This is a genomic window from Variovorax sp. 10N412 (assembly GCF_056394985.1).
Genome location: NZ_JBFTIO010000002.1, coordinates 533143 through 553925, shown reverse-complemented (window position 1 = coordinate 553925; position 20783 = coordinate 533143). Strand labels below are relative to the sequence as shown.

The 20783-nt window shown below is 68.0% G+C and carries 16 protein-coding genes and 1 other RNA gene; 11 read left to right on the top strand and 6 right to left on the bottom strand.

The features are described 5' to 3' along the window. Positions 1-17: 17 nt before the first annotated feature. Genes pstS through phoR form a run of 7 tightly spaced genes read left to right on the top strand, consistent with a single transcriptional unit; the run spans position 18 to position 6665 of the window. Positions 18-1052, top strand: a complete 1035-nt coding sequence (pstS, locus tag AC1DJH_RS08125) for a phosphate ABC transporter substrate-binding protein PstS (RefSeq protein WP_435483955.1) — start codon at positions 18-20, stop codon at positions 1050-1052. A 29-nt stretch (positions 1053-1081) separates the two neighbouring features. Further along, complete coding sequence (gene pstC / locus AC1DJH_RS08120; RefSeq protein ID WP_435483954.1) at positions 1082-2164, top strand: phosphate ABC transporter permease subunit PstC; 1083 nt, start codon at positions 1082-1084, stop codon at positions 2162-2164. Beyond that, positions 2161-3045 carry a phosphate ABC transporter permease PstA gene (gene pstA / locus AC1DJH_RS08115; RefSeq protein WP_435483953.1) on the top strand — a complete coding sequence of 295 codons (885 nt, stop codon included), beginning with the start codon at positions 2161-2163 and terminating at the stop codon, positions 3043-3045. Before pstC ends, pstA begins: the two co-directional genes overlap by 4 nt. 13 nt (positions 3046-3058) lie before the next feature. Beyond that, positions 3059-3841 carry a phosphate ABC transporter ATP-binding protein PstB gene (gene pstB, locus AC1DJH_RS08110; RefSeq protein WP_435483952.1) on the top strand — a complete coding sequence of 261 codons (783 nt, stop codon included), beginning with the start codon at positions 3059-3061 and terminating at the stop codon, positions 3839-3841. Positions 3842-3851: 10 nt separating this feature from the next. After that, entirely contained in the window at positions 3852-4553 is a 702-nt protein-coding gene (gene phoU, locus AC1DJH_RS08105; protein ID WP_435446234.1) for a phosphate signaling complex protein PhoU, read from the top strand. A gap of 28 nt (positions 4554-4581) precedes the next feature. Further along, positions 4582-5274, top strand: coding sequence for a phosphate regulon transcriptional regulator PhoB (gene phoB, locus AC1DJH_RS08100; protein ID WP_435438081.1), 693 nt, complete (start codon positions 4582-4584; stop codon positions 5272-5274). A 50-nt stretch (positions 5275-5324) separates the two neighbouring features. Then, complete coding sequence (phoR, locus tag AC1DJH_RS08095; protein ID WP_478185339.1) at positions 5325-6665, top strand: phosphate regulon sensor histidine kinase PhoR; 1341 nt, start codon at positions 5325-5327, stop codon at positions 6663-6665. 13 nt (positions 6666-6678) lie between these two features. Here phoR and AC1DJH_RS08090 read toward each other — a convergent pair whose 3' ends face one another. The 3 genes from AC1DJH_RS08090 to AC1DJH_RS08080 form a co-directional block, all read right to left on the bottom strand. Next, complete coding sequence (locus AC1DJH_RS08090) at positions 6679-8022, bottom strand: MATE family efflux transporter (RefSeq protein ID WP_478185338.1); 1344 nt, start codon at positions 8020-8022, stop codon at positions 6679-6681. Continuing rightward, entirely contained in the window at positions 8019-9758 is a 1740-nt protein-coding gene (locus AC1DJH_RS08085; RefSeq protein WP_478185337.1) for a DUF2339 domain-containing protein, read from the bottom strand. Before AC1DJH_RS08085 ends, AC1DJH_RS08090 begins: the two co-directional genes overlap by 4 nt. A 76-nt stretch (positions 9759-9834) precedes the next feature. Further along, positions 9835-10104, bottom strand: a complete 270-nt coding sequence (locus AC1DJH_RS08080) for a type B 50S ribosomal protein L31 (RefSeq protein ID WP_472114912.1) — start codon at positions 10102-10104, stop codon at positions 9835-9837. 182 nt (positions 10105-10286) lie between these two features. Here AC1DJH_RS08080 and AC1DJH_RS08075 point away from each other — a divergent pair, with 182 nt between their 5' ends. After that, a complete protein-coding gene (locus AC1DJH_RS08075; RefSeq protein WP_478185336.1) occupies positions 10287-11354 on the top strand; it encodes an oxidoreductase in 1068 nt (355 codons plus the stop codon). Between the two features lie 54 nt (positions 11355-11408). Here AC1DJH_RS08075 and rho read toward each other — a convergent pair whose 3' ends face one another. Next, positions 11409-12674: a transcription termination factor Rho gene (gene rho / locus AC1DJH_RS08070; RefSeq protein WP_013540932.1), complete on the bottom strand. Its 1266-nt coding sequence runs from the start codon at positions 12672-12674 to the stop codon at positions 11409-11411. A 179-nt stretch (positions 12675-12853) separates the two neighbouring features. Next, positions 12854-13186: a thioredoxin TrxA gene (trxA, locus tag AC1DJH_RS08065; RefSeq protein ID WP_042578306.1), complete on the bottom strand. Its 333-nt coding sequence runs from the start codon at positions 13184-13186 to the stop codon at positions 12854-12856. 160 nt (positions 13187-13346) lie between these two features. Here trxA and AC1DJH_RS08060 point away from each other — a divergent pair, with 160 nt between their 5' ends. From AC1DJH_RS08060 to AC1DJH_RS08050, 3 genes are read left to right on the top strand one after another with little or no spacing between them, the layout of a single operon-like run. Next, positions 13347-15980, top strand: coding sequence for a PD-(D/E)XK nuclease family protein (locus AC1DJH_RS08060; protein WP_478185335.1), 2634 nt, complete (start codon positions 13347-13349; stop codon positions 15978-15980). Then, on the top strand, positions 15977-19237 hold the full coding sequence (locus AC1DJH_RS08055) for a UvrD-helicase domain-containing protein (protein ID WP_478185334.1): 3261 nt from the start codon (positions 15977-15979) through the stop codon (positions 19235-19237). The genes AC1DJH_RS08060 and AC1DJH_RS08055 overlap by 4 nt, the downstream gene beginning before the upstream one ends. Continuing rightward, positions 19234-20472, top strand: a complete 1239-nt coding sequence (locus tag AC1DJH_RS08050; protein WP_478185333.1) for a TIGR03862 family flavoprotein — start codon at positions 19234-19236, stop codon at positions 20470-20472. The genes AC1DJH_RS08055 and AC1DJH_RS08050 overlap by 4 nt, the downstream gene beginning before the upstream one ends. Before the next feature lie 94 nt (positions 20473-20566). Here the strand turns inward: AC1DJH_RS08050 and ffs are convergent. Then, an RNA gene (ffs, locus tag AC1DJH_RS08045) (signal recognition particle sRNA small type) lies at positions 20567-20663 on the bottom strand. Between the last annotated feature and the right edge of the window lie 120 nt (positions 20664-20783).

Below are 20783 nucleotides of genomic sequence, written 5' to 3'. Positions count from 1 at the left end.
CTTCTAAAGGAAGCTTCATGAAAACGACGTTCAAATTTGCAACCGCCGGCCTGCTGGCCGCGATGTTCACCATTCCCGCCTTCGCACAGGACGTGACCGGCGCCGGCGCCAGCTTCCCCGCACCGCTGTACGCCAAGTGGGCTTCTGACTTCAACAAGGCCACCGGCGTCAAGATCAACTACCAGTCGGTCGGCTCGGGTGCCGGCCTGAAGCAGATCGAAGCCAAGACCGTCGATTTCGGCGCTTCCGACGCTCCCCTGAAGGACGACGAACTGCAAGCCAAGGGCCTGATGCAGTTCCCCACCGTCATCGGCGGCGTGATTCCCGTGGTCAACATCCAGGGCATCAAGCCCGGCGAGCTGAAGCTCAACGGCCAGGTGCTGGGCGACATCTACCTCGGCAAGATCACCAAGTGGAACGACCCCGCCATCAAGGCGCTGAACGGTTCGCTGGCCCTGCCTGACGCTGCCATCGCCCCGGTTCGCCGCGCCGACGGTTCGGGCACCAGCTTCCTGTTCACCAACTACCTGAGCAAGGTCAACGCCGAATGGAAGACCAAGGTCGGCGAAGGCACGGCCGTGAACTGGCCCACCGGCGCGGGCGGCAAGGGCAACGAAGGCGTCGCCGCCTTCGTGAACCGCCTGCCCAACTCGATCGGCTACGTCGAGTACGCCTACGTCAAGCAGAACAAGATGACCTACGCCCAGCTGCAGAACGCCGCCGGCAACTTCGTCTCGCCCGAAGACACCGCCTTCAAGGCTGCCGCCGCCGCTGCCGACTGGAACAAGAGCTTCTACCAGGTGCTGACCAACCAGGCCGACAAGGGCGCATGGCCCATCACCGGTGCCACCTTCATCCTGCTGCACAAGGTGCAGGACAAGCCGGCCAACGCGACCACCGTGCTGAAGTTCTTCGACTGGGCCTACAAGAGCGGCGACAAGACGGCCGACGACCTCGACTACGTGCCGATGCCTGACGCCGTGAAGGCCACCATCGCCAAGGCATGGGGCGATGTGAAGGACGCGTCGGGCAAGGCCGTCGCGTTCAAGTAAATCCAACCATCAGTCCAGACCGGCGCGCCATGAGCAACTCCTCGCTCAAGGACGCGCCGCTTTCGTCTTTGCCGGAGCGACCTGTGTCATCCACCTTTCCCACCGCTGCCACCTCGCTCGACCTCTCGGCCGAGCGCGGTCGCGCCACCGCCCCACCGCCGCCCGTGAAGGCACCGCGTTCCGGCCCCATGGCCGACCGCCTGTTCGGCTGGGCCGCCAAGGGCGCCGCGCTGCTGACGCTCGCGATGCTCATCGGCATCCTGCTGTCGCTGATCGTCGGCGCCTGGCCCGCCATTTCGAAGTACGGCCTCGGCTTTCTCACCAACAGCACGTGGGACCCGGTGAAGGAGGAGTACGGCGGCCTGGTCATGATCTACGGCACGCTGGCCACCTCGTTCATCGCGCTGGTGATCGCCGTGCCGGTGAGCTTCGGCATTGCGCTGTTCCTGACCGAACTCTCGCCCAACTGGCTCAAGCGCCCGCTGGGCACTGCCATCGAGCTGCTCGCCGCCGTGCCGTCCATCGTGTACGGCATGTGGGGCCTGCTGGTGTTCGGCCCGATCCTGTCGACCTGGGTGCAGCAGCCGCTGCAGAAGCTGCTCGCCGGCGTGCCGTACCTCGGCGCGCTGGTGTCCGGCCCGCCCGTGGGCATCGGCATCCTGTCGGCCGGCATCATCCTGGCGATCATGATCATTCCGTTCATCGCCTCGGTGATGCGCGACGTGTTCGAAGTGACGCCGCCGCTGCTCAAAGAGTCGGCCTACGGCCTCGGCTCGACCACCTGGGAAGTCGTTTCCAAGGTGGTTCTGCCGTACACCAAGGCCGGCGTGATCGGCGGCATCATGCTCGGCCTGGGCCGGGCGCTGGGTGAAACGATGGCGGTCACTTTCGTGATCGGCAACATGAACCAGCTCAACTCGCTGTCGGTGTTCGAGGCTGCCAACAGCATCACCTCGGCACTGGCCAACGAATTCGCCGAAGCCGGCGCAGGCCTGCACCAGGCCGCGCTGATGTACCTCGGCCTCGTGCTGTTCTTCATCACCTTCGTCGTGCTGACGCTCTCGAAGGTGCTGCTGGCGCAGATGAAGAAGAGCGAAGGGACCAAGTCGTGAGTACTGCTCAAAACCTGATGAACGCACAGGCGCTGGCCGAAACGCGCCAGGCCCGGTTTGCTTCCCGCAACCGCGTCAACAAGATCGCGCTCACGCTGTCGCTCGCCGCGATGGTGTTCGGCGTGTTCTGGCTGGTGTGGATCCTGTGGGAAACGCTGCGCTTGGGGCTAGGCGGGCTGGCGCTCGCCACCTTCACCGAAATGACACCGCCGCCGAACGAGATGGGCGGTATCGCCAACGCGATCTTCGGCTCGTTCGTGATGGTGGCGCTCGCCACCTTCGTGGGCACGCCGATCGGCATCATGGCCGGCATCTACCTGGCCGAATACAACACCAAGGGCTGGCTTGCCTCGGTCACGCGCTTCGTCAACGACATCCTGCTGTCGGCGCCGTCGATCGTGATCGGCCTGTTCGTCTACGCCGTGGTGGTGGCCTACTTCAAGACCTTCTCGGGCCTGGCCGGTGCGCTGGCGCTCGCGCTGATCGTGATTCCGGTGGTGATCCGCACCACCGAGAACATGCTGCAGCTGGTCCCGCCGGGCCTGCGCGAAGCCGCCTACGCACTGGGTGCGCCGAAGTGGAAGGTCATTCTGAGCATCACGCTGCGCGCCGCACGCGCCGGTGTGGTCACGGGCATCCTGCTGGCCGTGGCGCGCATCGCGGGTGAAACCGCGCCGCTGCTCTTCACCGCGCTGAACAACCAGTTCTGGACCGCCGACGTGAGCCAGCCGATGGCCAGCCTGCCGGTCACGATCTTCAAGTTCGCGATGAGCCCGTACGAGAACTGGCAAAAGCTGGCCTGGGCCGGCGTGTTCCTGATCACCGTCGCCGTGCTCGCCCTCAACATCCTGGCGCGTGTGCTGACGCGCAACAAACACTGAAGAAGAAGCTTTCATGCCAACCACCGTCGCACCCCAAATGTCGCGCTCGAAGCTCTCGGTCAAGGACCTGAACTTCTACTACGGCAAGTTCCACGCGCTCAAGGGCATCAACCTCGAGATTCCCGAGAACAAGGTCACGGCCTTCATCGGCCCGTCGGGCTGCGGCAAGTCGACCTTGCTGCGCACCTTCAACCGCATGTTCGAGCTGTACCCGGAGCAGCGTGCCGAAGGCACGATCGCCCTGGACGGCGAGAACCTGCTCACGTCCAAGCAGGACGTGGCACTGATCCGCGCCAAGATCGGCATGGTCTTCCAGAAGCCCACGCCGTTCCCGATGTCGATCTACGACAACATCGCCTTCGGCGTGAAGTTGTTCGAGAGCCTCTCGGCCAGCGACATGGACGACCGCGTCGAATGGGCACTGAAGAAGGCCGCGCTGTGGACCGAAGTGCGCGACAAGCTGCAGCAAAGCGGCTCGGGCCTCTCTGGCGGCCAGCAGCAGCGCCTGTGCATTGCGCGCGGCATCGCGATCAAGCCCGAAGTGCTGCTGCTCGACGAACCCTGCTCGGCGCTGGACCCGATCTCGACCGCGAAGATCGAGGAGCTGATCGCCGAGCTGAAAAACGAGTACACCGTGGTCATCGTGACCCACAACATGCAGCAGGCCGCCCGCTGCAGCGACTACACCGCGTACATGTACCTGGGCGACCTGATCGAGTTCGGCGCGACGGAACAGATGTTCTTCAAGCCGCAGCGCAAGGAGACCGAGGACTACATCACCGGCCGTTTCGGCTAAGGAGACAACCATGACTGAAAAACATTTGTCCAGCCAGTTCGACAGCGAACTCAACGGCGTCTCGTCGCGCGTGATGGAGCTCGGCGGCATGGTCGAGTCGCAGATCCACACGGCCGTGTACGCGCTGCTGCAGTTCGACGTGGAAGCCGCCGACCGCGTGATGGAAACGGAGAACCGCGTCAATGCGATGGAAATCGACATCGACCGCGAGCTCTCCTCGATCATTGCGCGACGCCAGCCGACGGCACGCGACCTGCGCCTGCTGATCGCCATCAGCAAGACCACCGCCAACCTGGAGCGCGTGGGCGACGAGGCCAACAAGATCGCGCGCATGGTCAAGTCGATCATCGAGAGCGGTTCGGCCCGGGCCCTGCCCACCACCGAGCTGCGCATTGCGGCCGACCTGGCCTCGGGCCTGCTGCGCAAGGCGCTCGACGCCTTCGCGCGCCTGGACACGGCCGCCGCGGTGTCGATCCTGAAGGACGACGACCTGATCGACAAGGAGTTCGACGGCTTCGTGCGCAAGCTGGTCACCTACATGATGGAAGACCCGCGCACCATCTCCGCCAGCCTGGACCTGCTGTTCCTGGCCAAGGCGATCGAACGCATCGGCGACCACGCCAAGAACATTGCCGAATTCATCATCTACATCGTCAAGGGCGCCGATGTGCGGCACACTTCGATGCAGGAAATCGAGTCCGCGCTCCTGTAACGGCGGCGGCAAGACTCCCTCAAATAGCATGAAGAAACCCCGAGTCCTGATCGTCGAAGACGAGTCCTCGATCGCCGAGCTGATCGCCGTCAACCTGCGCCACAACGGCTTCGAGCCGATCTGGTCTGAAGACGGCGCGGCAGCCCAGCGCGAGATCGACGCGCTGCTGCCGGACCTGATCCTGCTCGACTGGATGCTGCCGGGCCAGAGCGGCCTGCAACTCGCGCGCCAGTGGCGCAAGGATCCGCGCACCAAGGCCATTCCGATCCTGATGCTGACGGCGCGCGGCGACGAACCCGACAAGGTGGCCGGCCTGGACGCCGGTGCCGACGACTACATCACCAAGCCCTTTTCCACGCAGGAAATGCTGGCGCGCATCCGTGCGGTGCTGCGTCGCCGGGCGCCGGAAGTGGTCACGGAGCGGGTGGAGATCGGCGAGCTCGCACTCGACACCTCCACGCACCGCGTGACCTGGCAGGGCGGCGCGCTGAAGGTCGGGCCGACCGAGTTCAAGCTGCTGGCCTACCTGATGCAGCATGCCGAGCGCGTGCACAGCCGGGCGCAACTGCTCGACAAGGTGTGGGGCGACCACGTCTACATCGAGGAGCGCACGGTCGACGTGCACGTCAAGCGCCTGCGCGAATCGCTGGGCGCGGCCGCACCGATGGTGGAAACCGTCCGCGGCGCGGGCTATCGCCTGACGGCCCAGGTCACGGTCTGAGCGCCGTGCCGTCGGCGCCGCCCGATGGCAGGCGCGGATAATCGCCCGCCATGCCTTTTCGCATTGCTACATTTTTAATAGCGTCCCTCGCAATGGCGGCGGGCGCCATCGTTGTTTTCGGCTGGACATACGGTTGGCTGGGTGCGTGGCTGGGCGCTGTGCTCTGGCTGGCGCTGGACGCGTGGCGCGCCGAGCGGCTGCTGCAGGTGCTGCGCAACGACGCAGCGGGCCTGCCGACGCGCGGGCCGGGTGTGTGGGGCGAGCTGTCGGAGCGCATCCGCAAGCTGCTGCGCGAGCGCGAGCAGCAGACCCGCCAGGCCGAAGACCGGCTGCAGGAGTTTCTGGCGGCGATCCAGGCCTCGCCCAACGGCGTGGTGCTGCTCGACGAACAGGGCCGCATCGAGTGGTGCAACCAGACGGCGGCGGCCCAGTTCGGCATCGACGCCGAGCGCGACCTGGCCCAGCACCTGGCGAACCTGGTGCGCGATCCGGCCTTCGTGGCCTACCTGGCCTCGTGGAACTACAGCCGCGACGTGGTCATCGACGCGCCGGGCATCGGCCATCACGCGCACCAGCGCGGGCATGCGATGCGGCTGTCGGTGCAGGTGCATCCCTATGCCGGAAACCGCCGCATGCTGCTCACGCGCGACATCACGGCACTGGAGCAGGCCGAGGCGATGCGGCGCGACTTCGTGGCCAACGTGTCGCATGAAATCCGCACGCCGCTGACCGTGCTGGCCGGTTTTGTCGAAACGCTGCAGAACCTGCCGCTCGATGCGGACGAGCGCATGCGCTACCTGTCGCTGATGGGGCAGCAGTCGCACCGCATGGAAACGCTGGTGAACGACCTGCTGACGCTGTCGCGGCTGGAAGGCAGCGCGGCGCCTTCTGGCAACCAGTGGATCCGCATTCGCGCGCTGCTTGCGCACTGCGAGGACGAAGGTCGCGGGCTCTCCGGCCGGCTGGCGCCGCTGGGGCACCGGCTGTCTTTCACCATCGACGCGGAGTCCGAGGTGTCGGGCGCGCCGACCGAGCTGCAAAGCGCCATGTCGAACCTGCTGAGCAACGCCATCCGCTACACGCCGGGCGGAGGAGAGGTGGCCGTGAGCTGGCGCGTGCTGCCCGACGGGCGCGGCGAATATGCCGTGAAGGACACCGGGCCGGGCATTGCCGCGGAGCACATTCCGCGGCTGACCGAGCGCTTCTACCGCATCGACCGCAGCCGTTCGCGCGAGACGGGCGGCACGGGGCTGGGCCTGGCGATCGTGAAGCACATCGCGCAGCGGCACGGCGCAGAGTTGCGCATCGAAAGCACCGTGGGCAAGGGCTCGCGCTTCGCGCTGCTGTTTCCGTCCGCGCGCGTGCGGGAAGCGCGCGTGCTGGTCAGGTAGCCGGCGGGGCGTTTCAGCCCGGCCGCTGCGCCATCGTGCGGCGCAGCAGCGCGATGAACATCAACGCCGTCAATGCCAGCGCGCCGGCGCTCATGACCCAGAACGCCAGCGGCGACTGCATGGCAGGCCAGGGGCCAATGCCTCGGTAGGCCAGCAGGTAGCTGCCGCCCAGCCCCAGGCCCCAAAGCATGGCGCAGTAGATGAGCAACGGCGCCAGAGTCACGCGGTAGCAGCGCAGCACGAACACGCAGAGCGTCTGCACGGCGTCCGACAGGTGGAAGGCCGCCACGGGCAGCAGCAATGCGGCGGCCAGCGCCACCACGGCGGGGTTGTCCGAATACACGTTGGCGAGCTGCGAGCGCAGCGCAACCATCACCCCCGCGAACAGGAGCGCGCACAGCACCGTCAGCTCGAACCCCAGCCGGCAGACGTGCCTGGCCCTGGCCGCATCTCCCGCGCCGAGCCAGAAGCTCACGCGCGCGCTGGTCGCGATGGACAGCGACAGCGGCACCATGTAGGCCACCGCCATCAGGTTGGCGGCGATCTGGTGCGCAGCGGCCGCGGCCGTGCCGAGGCGGGCGATGAACAGCGCCATCAGCGTGAACGAGGTCACCTCCACCAGCACCGCCAGCCCCGCGGGCACGCCCATGCGCGCGAAGTGGCGGATCGTGTGCCAGTCGGGGGCTTCCAGGCGCTCCCACAGCCTGTAGCCGCGGTACAGGGGGATGCTGCGCAGCAGCCAGACCGCGCAGCCCAGCATGGCCCAGTTGACGCACAGCGTCGCCCAGCCGCAGCCCACGAGGCCCATGGCCGGTACGCCCGCGCCACCGAAGGTGAACCACACCGACAGCGGCAGCTTCACCAGCAGCGAGCCCAGCTGCAACCACGTCACGAGCTGTGGCTTGCCCAGGCTCTGGTTGAGCGTGCTGAAGAGGCGAAACAGCAGGGCGGGAGCCAGGCCGAAGGCCAGCACGATGAGGTAGGCCTCGACCTCGCCGCGCATCTCGGCCGGCACCTGGGTCCACCGGAGCACGGCACCGGGCGACAGCAGCACCGCCATGCCGACCACGATGGCGATGCCGGCAAGGTACAGCGATTGGCGCACCGAACGGCCCACCTCCGCGCCGCGGCCGCCGCCGTGCAGCTCCGCCCAGATCGGCAACAGCGCCTGCAGCACCCCCATCAGCGACACGTACACGCTGATGAACACGGCCGCGCCGACCGACAGGGCGGCCAGTGCGTTTTCGGAATAGCGGCCCGCGATGATGGTGTCGGTCACGCCGAAGGCCATCACGGCCAACTGGCCGACCAGCACGGTGCCGGCGTGCCGCGCGATCAGGCCCCGTTCGCCACTCACTGCGCCGGGATCTTCTGGTACAGGAGAAGGTCGTCCGCCGCGCTGCTGGGGCGGCGCAGCGTGCCGGCAAAGCGCCACTGGTCGAACGGAATGATGGTGTGCAGCCGCTCGATGGTCTCGGGGCTGGCCAGCAGCCACGGGCAGTTGTTGTCCAGCAGCAGCGGCTTGACGTCGAGCTGGCCGTGGTGGCGCAGCGCCGCGATGTGCGCACGGCTCAGGGCCAGCTCGGCCACGCAGCCGTTTCGACCGACGCGCTGGACCACGGCGTCGACCTGCGGCACGTAGCTGCGCGCGTAGTCGATAGGCGGCAGCCACAGCGTCATGAGCAGCATCCAGCACAACGCGGTGCCGCCGGCCGGCAGCACCAGCGTCTTCCACAGTGCCGCACGGTGGCGCCCGGTGCGCCAGCGCACCAGCCAGCACCAGGCAATGGTCGCGGCCACCGCCAGCACGACGGCAATCAGAGAGAACTCGGGCACGAACCCCGGCACCAGGCGGGCCACGCTGGCGGCCGGCTTGGGCGGCACGCCGGTCTGCATCGCGATCCAGTAGATCCAGCCCAGCACGGCCAGGCCGCTGAAGAACAGCACGTTGAACCAGTCGATCAGCGCTGCCGCGCTGCGCCGGAACGTGGGCAGGGCGAAAGCCGCGAGCGTGGCGAAGGCGGGCAGGGCCAACAGCAGCGAGCGGTCCGAGAAGTCGGTGGTCCAGGTGGCGGCCAGCGGCACCAGCGCGAACCAGAACGGCAGGGCGACATGGCGTGCCGTGAGCTGGCGCCGCCACCGCCACAGCGTCCAGAGGGCCAGCGGCCAGACCGGCCAGGTGAACCACAGGAGCAGCTTGGCCTGGCTGCGGACGTCGCCGAGCAGCGAGCCGCCGGTCATGGTGATTTTCCAGGTCGGCAGCTTCAGGGCGAACACCAGCACGGCGGCCAGCACGGTGACGCCGACCATCGTGAGGAAGGCGGCGCGCGTGTAGCCGCGGCCGCTGTCGTCTTCGCTGAACGCGTCCTTGGCGAGGCGCGCGGCCACGAGTCGGCGCTCGTAGGCGATGTAGAGCGCGCTCCCGATCGCCAATGCCAGGCCGACGGTGGGCGCGCCGCTCAGCGTGACGCCGAGCGTGCCCACGACCAGGGCGGTCACCGGGCCGGTCCGGCGGTAGGGCAAGGCGGCAACGCCGTAGAACAGGTATGAGGCGAAGAACAACTGCGCCAGCGCGGGCGTGGTTTCATGGCCGAGCTGGGCCAGGCCGAGGCAGGCAATCAGCGCGAGCAGGCCGCCGTCGGCAATGGCGCGCGCATAGTCGGTCGGGCGGGCCTCGCCGCCGAAGGCGAAGGCCACTGGCTGCGCGCGCGCGGTGCGGGCCAGGTAGTACACGGCGTACCAGGTGGCGGTGAACGCGCCCCACAGCAGGAACGCGAACACGATGCGCACGGCCAGGTCGGGGTTCAGCCACGAGGGGGCGATCTTGATGGCGAGGGCGCCGATCCAGTAGGGGACCAGCGCGGGCGTTTCCGGGCGCAGGCCCAGCAGCATCGGGTCGAACCAGCGCGCGATGCCTTCGGCGGTGTGGGCCAGCTCGGCCATGTAGCCGAAGGCGGTGATGTCCGCGCTCTTCCAGGGGCCCCGGCCAACCAGGCCCGGCAGCAGATAGGCCGCGCACAGCAGGAGCAATGCGATGCGCGGGAGACGACGCACGGCATTCTGGGCAACGATGGCGGGGGTGGGCTGGTTCAAGTGGCGAAAAGCAGGAGTCGGAAAGAAAAAGGGCAGCGCGGTAAACCGGGCTGCCCTCGACGCACAAGCGCGTGCTTTACTTCGAAGCAGTGCCGGTGGTCTTGCCGAAGCGGTTGCGGAACTTCTCGACGCGACCGCCCATGTTGTCGACCGACTTTTGCGTGCCGGTGTAGAACGGGTGCGATTCGCTCGTGGTGTCGAGCTTGAACAGGGGCAGCTCGCGGCCGTCGTCGGTCTTGCCCATTTCCTTGGTGTTCGCGCACGAACGGGTCACGAACTTGAAGCCGTTCGACATGTCGACGAACAGGATGTCGCGGTAATTGGGGTGGATGCCTTCTTTTGCCATGGTGTTTCCTTTTGCGCTGTTGGAATCAATGCGCGGTCGATGCGAGAGCCACCAGCATGCCAGTCGTCTGGCGCGCTGCCCCAGGCAAGCTGGGGAGCCGGGCCAAGCTGCCCAGCCGCACTTTTCGCGGAGCCAATGATTATCGCATACTGCCCCATTTTCGAGCAAACCGAGGCGCTTCCATGACTTCCAGACCCCTGCGCGCCGGCCTCGTCGGCTATGGTTTTGCCGGCCAGACCTTCCATGCCCCGGTGCTTTCCGCCGTGCCGGGGCTCGAACTGGCCGCCGTGGCCAGTTCGCAGCCGCACAAGGTCCACGCCGACTGGCTGGGCGTGGCTGTGGTGCCCGACGTGGCAGCGCTCGTGGCCCGGGCGGACATCGACCTGGTCGTGGTGGCAACGCCGAATGCCGAGCACTTTCCGGTCGCCAGGGCGGCACTGGAGGCTGGAAGGCATGTGGTGGTGGACAAGCCCTTCACCCTCGACGTGACGCAGGCCCGGGCGCTGGAGGCATTGGCGCGGAGCCACCACCGTGTGCTGAGTGTCTACCAGAACCGGCGTTTCGACGCCGATTTCCTGACGCTGAAAGACGTTCTGGCCAGCGGGGAGCTGGGCCGACCTGTGTACTTCGAGTCGCATTTCGACCGCTTCCGGCCGGAAGTGAAGGTGCGCTGGCGCGAGCAGGCCGTGCCAGGTTCGGGCCTCTGGGTCGACCTGGGCGCCCACCTGGTCGACCAGGCCGTGCAGCTGTTCGGCCGGCCCGACGCGCTCCAGCTCGACACCGCCGTCCTGCGCGACGGCGCCGTGGTCGAAGACTACTTTCACGCCGTGCTGCGCTATGACAGCGGGCCGCATGCACCCTTGCGCGTGGTGCTGCATTCGACCACGCTGGCCGCGCATGCCGCGCCGCGCTACATCCTTCACGGCACGCGCGGGAGCTACGTCAAGCACGGCGTCGATACGCAGGAAGATGCGCTGCGCGCCGGCCAGCGGCCGCCGTCCGAAGGGTGGGGCGCCGATCCGCTGGACGGCGAACTCACGCTGATCGGCAGCGACGGGGCCGCCAGCACGCGGGCCGTGCCGACGCGCCCGGGCAACTATGTGGACTATTACGCCGCGGTGCGCGACGCGATCCTCGGCCAGGGGCAGAACCCGGTGCCGCCAGAGCAGGCGGTCGCGCTGATGGAACTGCTGGACATCGGTCGCCAGAGCGCCCATGAGGGCCGCGCGATCTGCATCGCGCGCCCATGAAAAAAGCGCGTTGACCCGTGAGGGCCAACGCGCTTTTGCGACAGAGCGTGGTGCTCAGCCGCCGCGACGCATCATGTCGAAGAACTCGACATTGGTCTTGGTCGCCTTCATGTTCTTGAGCATCAGCTCCATCGACTCGATCTCGTCCATGTTGTACATGAGCTGGCGAAGGATGCGGGTCTTCTGCAGGATCTCGGGCGCCAGCAGCAGCTCTTCGCGGCGCGTGCCGCTGCGGTTGAGCTGGATCGACGGGAACACGCGCTTTTCGTACAGGCGGCGGTCGAGGTGGATTTCGGAGTTGCCGGTGCCCTTGAACTCTTCGAAGATCACTTCGTCCATGCGGCTGCCGGTGTCGATCAGCGCGGTGCCGATGATGGTCAGCGAGCCGCCTTCTTCCACGTTGCGCGCGGCGCCCAGGAAGCGCTTGGGGCGTTGCAGTGCGTTGGAGTCGACGCCGCCGGTCAGCACCTTGCCCGAGGAGGGCACGACGTTGTTGTAGGCGCGGGCCAGGCGGGTGATCGAGTCGAGCAGGATCACCACGTCCTTCTTGAGTTCGACCAGGCGCTTGGCGCGCTCGATCACCATTTCGGCCACGTGCACGTGGCGCGCTGCGGGCTCGTCGAAGGTCGAAGCAATGACTTCGCCCTTCACCGTGCGCTGCATTTCGGTCACTTCTTCAGGGCGCTCGTCCACGAGCAGCACCATCATGTGCACGTCGGGGTAGTTGGCGCTGATTGCGTGGGCGATGTGCTGCATCATCACCGTCTTGCCGCTCTTGGGCGGCGCCACGAGCAGGGCGCGCTGGCCCTTGCCGATGGGGGCGATGATGTCGATGATGCGGCCCGTGATGTTCTCTTCGCCCTTGACGCCGTCGCGTTCCAGCTTCATCTGTTCCTTGGGGAACAGCGGCGTCAGGTTTTCGAACATCACCTTGTGCTTGTTCTGCTCGGGCGGACCGTCGTTGACCTTGTCGAGCTTGGTCAGCGCGAAGTAGCGTTCGCCGTCCTTGGGCGTGCGCACTTCACCTTCGATCATGTCGCCGGTGTGCAGGTTGAAGCGGCGCACCTGGCTGGGCGAGATGTAGATGTCGTCCGTGCTGGCCGTGAAGCTGGTGTCGGGGCTGCGCAGAAAGCCGAAGCCGTCGGGCAGGATTTCGAGCACACCGTCGGCGAAGACCTGTTCGCCCGCCTTGGCGCGCTTCTTGATGATCGCGAACATCAGCTCCTGCTTGCGCATGCGGCCGACGTTTTCGATTTCAAGCGCTTCAGCTTGCTTGAGGACTTCAGACACGTGGAGTGCCTTGAGTTCGTTTAAGTGCATGGAATGACCCCTCGCGGGGTAATCGAACGGAAAACGGGGGGAGGTTGAATGTGAAGCGAGAAGTGCTTCACTAACCGGGGAACTCGAACCGGTTGCCTGGAAGGGCCGGTGATCTGTGGGAGATTATGACAGGAAAAACGCGCCGGCCAACGCATTGCGCGCTGGCCGGTTGAAATCGCTCAGGCGAGTTGCTGGTCGATGAAGGCCGTGAGTTGCGCCTTGCTCATGGCGCCGACCTTGGTGGCGGCCAGCTGGCCGTCCTTGAACAGCATCAGCGTGGGGATGCCGCGAATGCCGAACTTGGCGGGGATGTCGCGGTTCTCGTCCACATTCAGCTTGGCGATCTGCAGCTTGCCTTCGTAGGTGGCCGACACTTCGTCGAGGATCGGGGCGATCATCTTGCAGGGGCCGCACCATTCGGCCCAGTAGTCGACCAGCACGGGCTGGCTGGACTTGAGCACGTCGGCCTCGAAAGAGGAATCGGAGATGTGTTTGATGAGTTCGCTGGCCATGTGATGTGTCCTTGGTGCGCGGAGAGTTTCGGTGCAGCTAAAGTGCTGGTCATTGTGACAGAAACCAAGGGGTGGCGTGCCGTGCGGGCATGCTATGGCAGCGATAGCCAAAGCCCTTGTCCGTCACCTCCACGCGCTCCTCCAACCCCCTCGATAGAACATGAACGAAGGCCACCCTGTCCAGGCCCTGTGGTGCGATCCCGCCGACGGCGTCGTTGCGCGCATCGTCCGCGCGCTCGACGACCGCCAGCTGCATGCCGCCCGCACCGTGGTGCTGGTGCCCTATGCGCAGCTGATGGGCGTGGCGCGCGCCATGTGGGCGCGCTGCGGCAGCACCGGCTTTGTGCCGCGCTTCGAGACCACCCACAACTGGGCACGCAGCGCGGGCGGCTTCGTGCCGAGCGGCTACGACATCGCGCACGACATGGCGCGCGACCTCGTCACGGCCCAGGCGCTGCTTTCGCAGTCGGGGTTCACCGCCGAGCGATTTGCCCTGGCTGGCCGTGTGGTCGAGCTGGCCTACCAGCTCGCGCCCCTCGCGGCAGCCGAGACGCCCGAGGCGCGCGCCGGCGACTGGGCGCAGCGTGCCGCCGGCGTGGCCGAGGCGGGCAGCGAATCGGAGTGGTTCCGCACCGAAAGCGCGCTGATCCGCATCGCCGTCGCGTGGGTCTCGACCTCGGGCTACGCGACCGACGTGCTGCTGCGCGAATCCACGCGCGCGCAGGTCGATGCGCTGATCGTTCTCGAAGGCTTCCAGACCGATCCGCTCACCCAGTCGCTGTGCGCCCTGTGGGGCGACGATGCCCTGCGTTTTACGCTCGTGCCGCCGGGCGCGGTCGGGGAGCCGGCCGCCTTCCACGTGGCGCTGGATCCGGAAGACGAAGCCCAGCTCGCCGCCGCCTGCGTGCTGCGCCACCTGGCCGAAGAGCGCGCGCCCGTCGCGCTGGTTGCGACCGACCGCGCGCTCACCCGCCGCATCAATGCCCAGCTCGCCGCGCAAGGTGTGGTCACGCACGACGAGACCGGCTGGAAGCTGTCGACCACGCGCGCCGCCGCCACGCTGATGAGCGCGCTGCGCGCCTGCGCCCACGACGCCGGCAGCGACCAGGTGCTCGAGTGGCTCAAGGGCGGCGCCGATGGCGATGCCCCGGCCGTTCAGTCGCTCGAGGCCCGCCTTCGCCGCGAGGGCCTGCGCGACTGGTCCGCGTGGTGTGCGCTGGTGGCGCGCAGCGAGAAAGCGCAGGACGTCGCGCTGCTGCCCTTCACCGAGGCCGTCGAGGCGCGCCGCATGCCGATGGCCCGTTCGCGCCCCTTGGCCGAATGGCTGCTCGCCTTGCGAGAGCTGCTCGAGGCGGGCGGCCATTGGCAGCTGTTGGTCGACGACTTCGCCGGCGGCAAGGTCATCGGTGCGCTGTGGCTCGACGCCGGCGCGCACGGCGACGACGACGCGTTTCCGGGCGGGCGCCACACGCTGGCCGAGTTCACCGCCTGGGCCCGCGACGTGCTGGAAGACGCCAGCTTCGTGCCGCCGGCCGGCGATCAGGCCCCGCGCGTCGTCGTGCTCCCGCTGTACCAACTGCTGGGTCGCGCTTTCGGCGCCGTGGTCATCCCCGGTTGCGACGACCGGCGCCTGCCCGCATCGCCCGAGCCACCCGGCAACTGGAGCGCGGCGCAACGCCTCGAACTCGGCCTGCCTTCGCGCGAGGTGCTCGAGGCGGCACAGCGCGCGGCATGGGCCGCGGCCCTGCGCAACCCCTGCTGCGAGTTGCTCTGGCGCCAGTCCGATGCCACCGGTGAGCCGGTGAGTCCCAGTCCGCTGGTGCAGGCACTGCGGCTCGACCATGCCTTGCAGCCTTCCGCCGATCCGCGCCTGCCGCGCGAGGTTGCCGTGGAGCCGACCGCGTATCCGAAGCCCTCGGGCGCACTCCTGCCGCTGGAGAACATCTCGACCAGCGTGTACGAGGACCTGCGCCGCTGCCCTTACCGTTTCTTCGCGCTGCGCCAGCTGGGCCTGCGCAGCGCCGACGAGCTCGACGCCGAGGTCGACAAGCGCGACTTCGGCAACTGGCTGCACGCCGTGCTGGGCCATTTTCATGAGGCGCTGATCGAAACCCCGACGCAGGATGCGCAGGAGCGCCTCGCGTTCATCGAAGACGCCGCGCAGCGCGCCACCCGTGAAATGGCGCTGTCCGACGCCGAGTTCCTGCCTTTTGCCGCGGCCTGGCCTGCGGTACGCGACGGCTACCTCGGCTGGCTCACGGGCCACGAAGCGGGCGGCGCGGTCTTCGTCGAGTCCGAGCCCTGGAAGGAGCAGTCGCTGGGCAACCTTCGGCTGGTCGGCCGTCTCGACCGCATCGACCGCATGCCCGACGGCCAGGCCTTCGTGATCGACTACAAGACCGAGTCTTCCTCGGTGACCAAGGAGCGCGTGAAGGATCCGACCGAAGACACGCAGCTCGCGTTCTACGCGGCGCTGGTGGCCGACGACACCCTGCGCGCGGCCTACGTGAACGTGGGCGAGAAATCGTCCGGCACGCAGACCGTCGAGCAGCCCGCCGTGGTCGAGGCGCGCGACGCCCTGGTGGCCGGCATCATCGAAGACTTCGCCCGCATCGCGCAGGGCGCTGCGCTACCGCCGCTGGGGGAGGGCGCCGTGTGCGACTACTGCGTGGCGCGCGGCCTGTGCCGCAAGGATTTCTGGGGCGATAAGGCCCCCCGGCTTGCTTCGCCACCCCCCGAGGGGGAGGCGCCTGCGCCTTGGGGCGGCCCGGCGGTCGGAGGCGATACGAAATGAACGGCGCGGCATACGAACACAACGGCCGCCACGTCGCGCGCGAGGCTTTCTACACGGTCGCCTGCGACCCGCGCCGCTCCGTGGCGGTGGAGGCTTGCGCCGGCGCGGGCAAGACCTGGATGCTGGTCTCGCGCATCCTGCGTGCATTGCTCGAAGAGGGCGAATCCGCCTGCGAACCGCACGAGATCCTGGCGATCACCTTCACGAAGAAGGCGGCCGGTGAAATGCGCGAGCGGCTCGACCAGTGGCTCGAAGACTTCGCCGAGCGCCCGCCGGAGGAGCTGGTGCGCGAACTCGTGATCCGTGGTGTCGAACCTGCGGCCGCAGGGGCCGCCGTTCCGCGCCTGAAGGGCCTCTACCGGCGCCTGCTCGAAGGCGGCCGGCCGGTGCAGTTCCGCACCTTCCACGCCTGGTTTGCGGGCCTGCTGCGCAATGCGCCGCTCGCGGTGCTGCGCGAACTGGGGCTGCCTTCCAACTACGAGCTGCTCGAAGACGATGCCGAGGCGCGCGGCCACACGTGGCGCCCGTTCTTCGAAGCGGTCACTGCCGACAAGGACGCCCTGGCCGACTACTACGCCGTCGTCGCGACGCACGGCCGCTCGCAGACGGCCAAGGCGCTGAGCGAAGCCCTGTCCAAGCGCGTGGAGTTCTCGCTCGCCGACCCGGAAAACGCCGTGCAGCATTTCAGCGCGTTCCATCCGTCGCTCGAAGGCCTGGACGCGCCGACCGATGCGTTGCGCGGAGAACCCGTCCGGCGTCGCTGGCTCGACCGCGCCGCCGCGCTGGGCCGCGAATCCAACAAGACGCCGCAGAAGGCGGCCGAAGCCATCATCGACGTGTTCGGCACGGGCGAGCCCGCGGTTGAATCGCTGTCGTCCGCACTCGCGCACCTGCGCAAGAACTTCTTCGTCGCGACCGAAGACCGGCTCAACAAGAACCTGCAGAAGTTCCCCGCCGCCCAGGAGGCCGAGGCCGAACTGCAGGTGCTGTGCGGCGCGCAGGCGCAGCACGCGGCCTGGCTCTACCAGCAGCGCATGACGCGCCTCACGCGCCTGCTGATCGCCGCCTTTGCCGATGTCAAGCGCGCCCACGGCTGGGTCGACATGAACGACGTCGAGCAGGCCGCGCAACTGCTGCTGGGCCAGTCGGCGCTGTCAGGCTGGGTGCAGGAGCGGCTCGACGCGCGCATCGCGCACCTGCTGATCGACGAGTTCCAGGACACCAACCCGCTGCAGTGGCAGGCGCTCTACGGCTGGCTCAGCGCCTACGTCGGCGCAGGCAGCAGCGCGCCGCGCGTGTTCATCGTGGGCGACCCGAAACAGAGCATCTACCGCTTTCGCCGGGCCGAGCCGCAGGTGTTCATCGCGGCCAAGAAGTTCGTGCGCGAAGGGCTGGGCGGCGAGCTGCTGAACTGCGACCACACGCACCGCAACGCGCGCAACGTGGTCGGCCTGGTCAACGCGGCGATGCTGGCCGCGCAGGATGCCGGTGAGTTCGACGGCTACCGCGCCCACACCACCGAACGCGGCGACGAGGGCGAGCTGCTCAAGCTGCCGGCCATCGACCGCGATGCGCTCGGTGAATCGGCCGAGGCGGCGCCGGCGGACGACGGCATGCTGCACTGGCGCGACAGCCTCGTCACCCCGCGCGTGCTGCCCGAAGAGCAACTGCTGCAGAAGGAGTGCGAGCAGGCCGCCAGATGGGTCGCGCAGCGCATCGCCGACGGCACGCCGCCGCGGCAGATCATGGTGCTGGCGCGGCGCCGCAGCCGCCTGTCCGCCATGCAGGACGCCCTGCGCCAGCGCCACATTCCCGTGCAGCAGCCCGAGAAGAACGAGCTGCACGACGCGCCCGAAGTGCAGGACGTGGTCGCGCTCATCGACGCGCTGGTGTCGCCCGCGCACGACCTGTCGCTGGCGCGCGCGCTCAAGTCGCCCGTGTTCGGCGTCGACGACGAGGTGCTGGTGCAACTGGCATTGCGCCAGCGCGAGCGCGGCATGGTCAGCTGGTTTGCGCTGGTGCAGAAGGACGAAAGCCTGCCGCCGGTGTTGACCGAGGCGGGCGCGAGGTTGAAGAAGTGGCAGCGCTGGCTGATGACGCTGCCGCCGCACGATGCGCTGGACGCGATCTTTCACGACGGCGACCTGCTCGCAAAATTCGGCGCCGCCGTGCCGGCCACCCTGCGCCAAGGCGTACTGGCCAACCTGCGCGGCGTGCTGACGGCGTCGCTCGACATCGACGGCGCGCGCTTCGTCACACCTTACGCGCTGGTGCGTGCGCTGCGCGCCGGCGGGGTGCGTGCGCCGACCGTGGCTGCGCCCGATGCAGTGCAACTGCTGACCGTGCACGGCGCCAAGGGCCTCGAAGCCGACACGGTGCTGATGCTCGACTGCGACGCCGCGCCACCGCGCGCCCAGACCATGGGCGTGCTGGTCGAATGGAAGGGAAGCGACAGCGCGCCGACGCGCTTCGTGTTCCTTGCGAGCGAGAAGGCGCCGCCCGCCTGCGCGGTCTCGCTGCTCGAGGAAGAGCAGCGCGCGCGGCATCGCGAGGAGCTCAACGGCCTTTACGTGGCGACCACGCGGGCGCGCGAGCGGCTGGTGCTGTCGTCGGTGCGTCCCGCGCGTGCCAACGAAAGCAGTTGGTGGTCGCGGCTGGAGCCTCTGTGCGAGCCCACCGAGGCCGACGAGCCGGTGGTCGCGCTGCCGACGGCAGCGAGCGCGGTCACCTTCGGCATGAAGCAGATGCCTGCGGTGCCCGCATCCGCCGAGCCGCCGACCGCGAAAAAGGCCGCCGATGCGACCGTCGATGCGCGCGCGGCGGCCTTCGGCCAGGCCATGCACCGGCTGCTCGAATGGGCCGTGCCGGGCGAGGCGCTGCCGGCGGCGCATGTGCGTGCCGCGGCACGCGAATTCATGCTCGACGCGCAGCAGGCGCGCGGCGCGGCGGCGCTGGCCCAGCGCATCCGCGCGGGCGAGGGCGCCTGGGTGTGGGACGATCGCAGGGTCGACTGGCATGGCAACGAAGTCACGCTGGTGCATGAAGGCGAGACCTTGCGCATCGACCGTCTGGTGCGCGAGCGCGACGGCGGCGCCTGGTGGATCCTCGACTACAAATCCGCGGCGCGCCCCGAACGGGACGCCGCGCTGATCGCACAGATGCAGCGCTACCGCGCCGCGGTGCAACATGCCTACCCCGGTGCCACGGTGCGCGTCGCGTTCCTGACCGGGCAGGGCGAACTGGTAAATCTCGAATGACTGTTTCCTCTACCGTTGCCGTGATCGGCGGCGGACCTGCCGGCCTGATGGCGGCCGAAGTGCTGAGCGCCTCCGGCGCGCAGGTGCATGTGTACGACGCCATGCCCTCGGTGGGCCGCAAGTTCCTGCTGGCCGGCCGCGGCGGGCTGAACCTCACGCACTCCGAGCCTTTCGACGTGTTCATGAGCCGCTTCGGCGACCGGCGCGCGCAGCTCGAGCCGATGCTCGCGCAGTTCGGGCCGCAGCAGGTGCGCGAATGGGCGGCTGGATTGGGCGTGGAGACCTTTGTCGGCACCTCGGGGCGCGTGTTCCCGACCGACATGAAGGCAGCCCCGCTGCTGCGCGCCTGGCTGCAGCGGCTGCGCGCGGCGGGCGTGCAATTTCACATGCGGCATCGCTGGCAGGGCGACGGGGCGCTGGACCTGGGTGCGTTGCGCTTCAGGACGCCGGGCGGCGAGGTCACGGCGAAGGCCGATGCGGTGGTGCTGGCGCTGGGCGGTGCCAGCTGGGCGCGATTGGGTTCCGACGGTGCCTGGGCGCCCTGGCTGCAGGCGCAGGGCGTGGACGTGGCTCCGCTGCTGGCCGCCAATTCCGGCTTCGACGGCGCGGGCTGGAGCGAGCATTTCTCCAGCCGCTTCGCCGGCCAGCCCTTCAAGTCGGTGGCCATTGCATTCACCGACAGCCAGGGCCGTCAGTTTGCGCGCAAGGGCGAGTTCGTGGCGACCGCCACGGGCATCGAAGGCAGCCTGGTCTATGCGGCCTCCGCGCTGCTGCGCGACGAGATCGCAGCCAACGGCAGTGCAACGCTGTTGCTGGACTTGCTGCCCGACCGCAGTGCCGAGCAGGTGCTGGCCGCGGTGAGGCATCCACGCGGTGCGCGTTCGCTGAGCAGCCACCTCAAGAGCCGGCTGGGCCTGGAGGGCATCAAGGCCGGTGTGCTGCACGAGGCGCTGAGCCGCGAAGCAATGCAGGATGCGGCGCAACTGGCGGCCACGATCAAGGCGGTGCCGCTGAAGCTGGTCGCGACGCGGCCGGTGGACGAGGCCATCAGCACGGCGGGCGGTGTGCGCTTCGGCGCGCTCGATGCACAGCTGATGATCGGCGCGCTGCCGGGTGTGTTTGCCGCGGGAGAAATGCTGGACTGGGAAGCGGCAACCGGCGGCTACCTGCTGACGGCGTCGATGGCCAGCGGTGCGGCGGCAGCGCGCGGCGCGATTCAGCGGCTGGGCCTGTGAAGGCCCCGAATCGCTGGGTGTTTCTGCTGACTGGCTGAGTGAATTTGCAAGCCTCGTTTCATTTCGCACGGAATGAAACGAGGCTGCTGAAGAGGTTGACGAGCCTTACCCCTGGCACTGACTACGCAGTTAGGGCTGCTTGGTTCCCCACCTGACCCGGTTGGCCACTTCACCATGCAGGGAGGCCCGTCAAACTGCATTCTAACCCTCACTTTTTCGCGCACTGGATGTCGCATTGACAACCCTTTTCTGCGCCGGGGTGTCGCACGGCGTTTCTTGGCCGGCGGCCCGGATCGGCGGCTGGTGCCTTT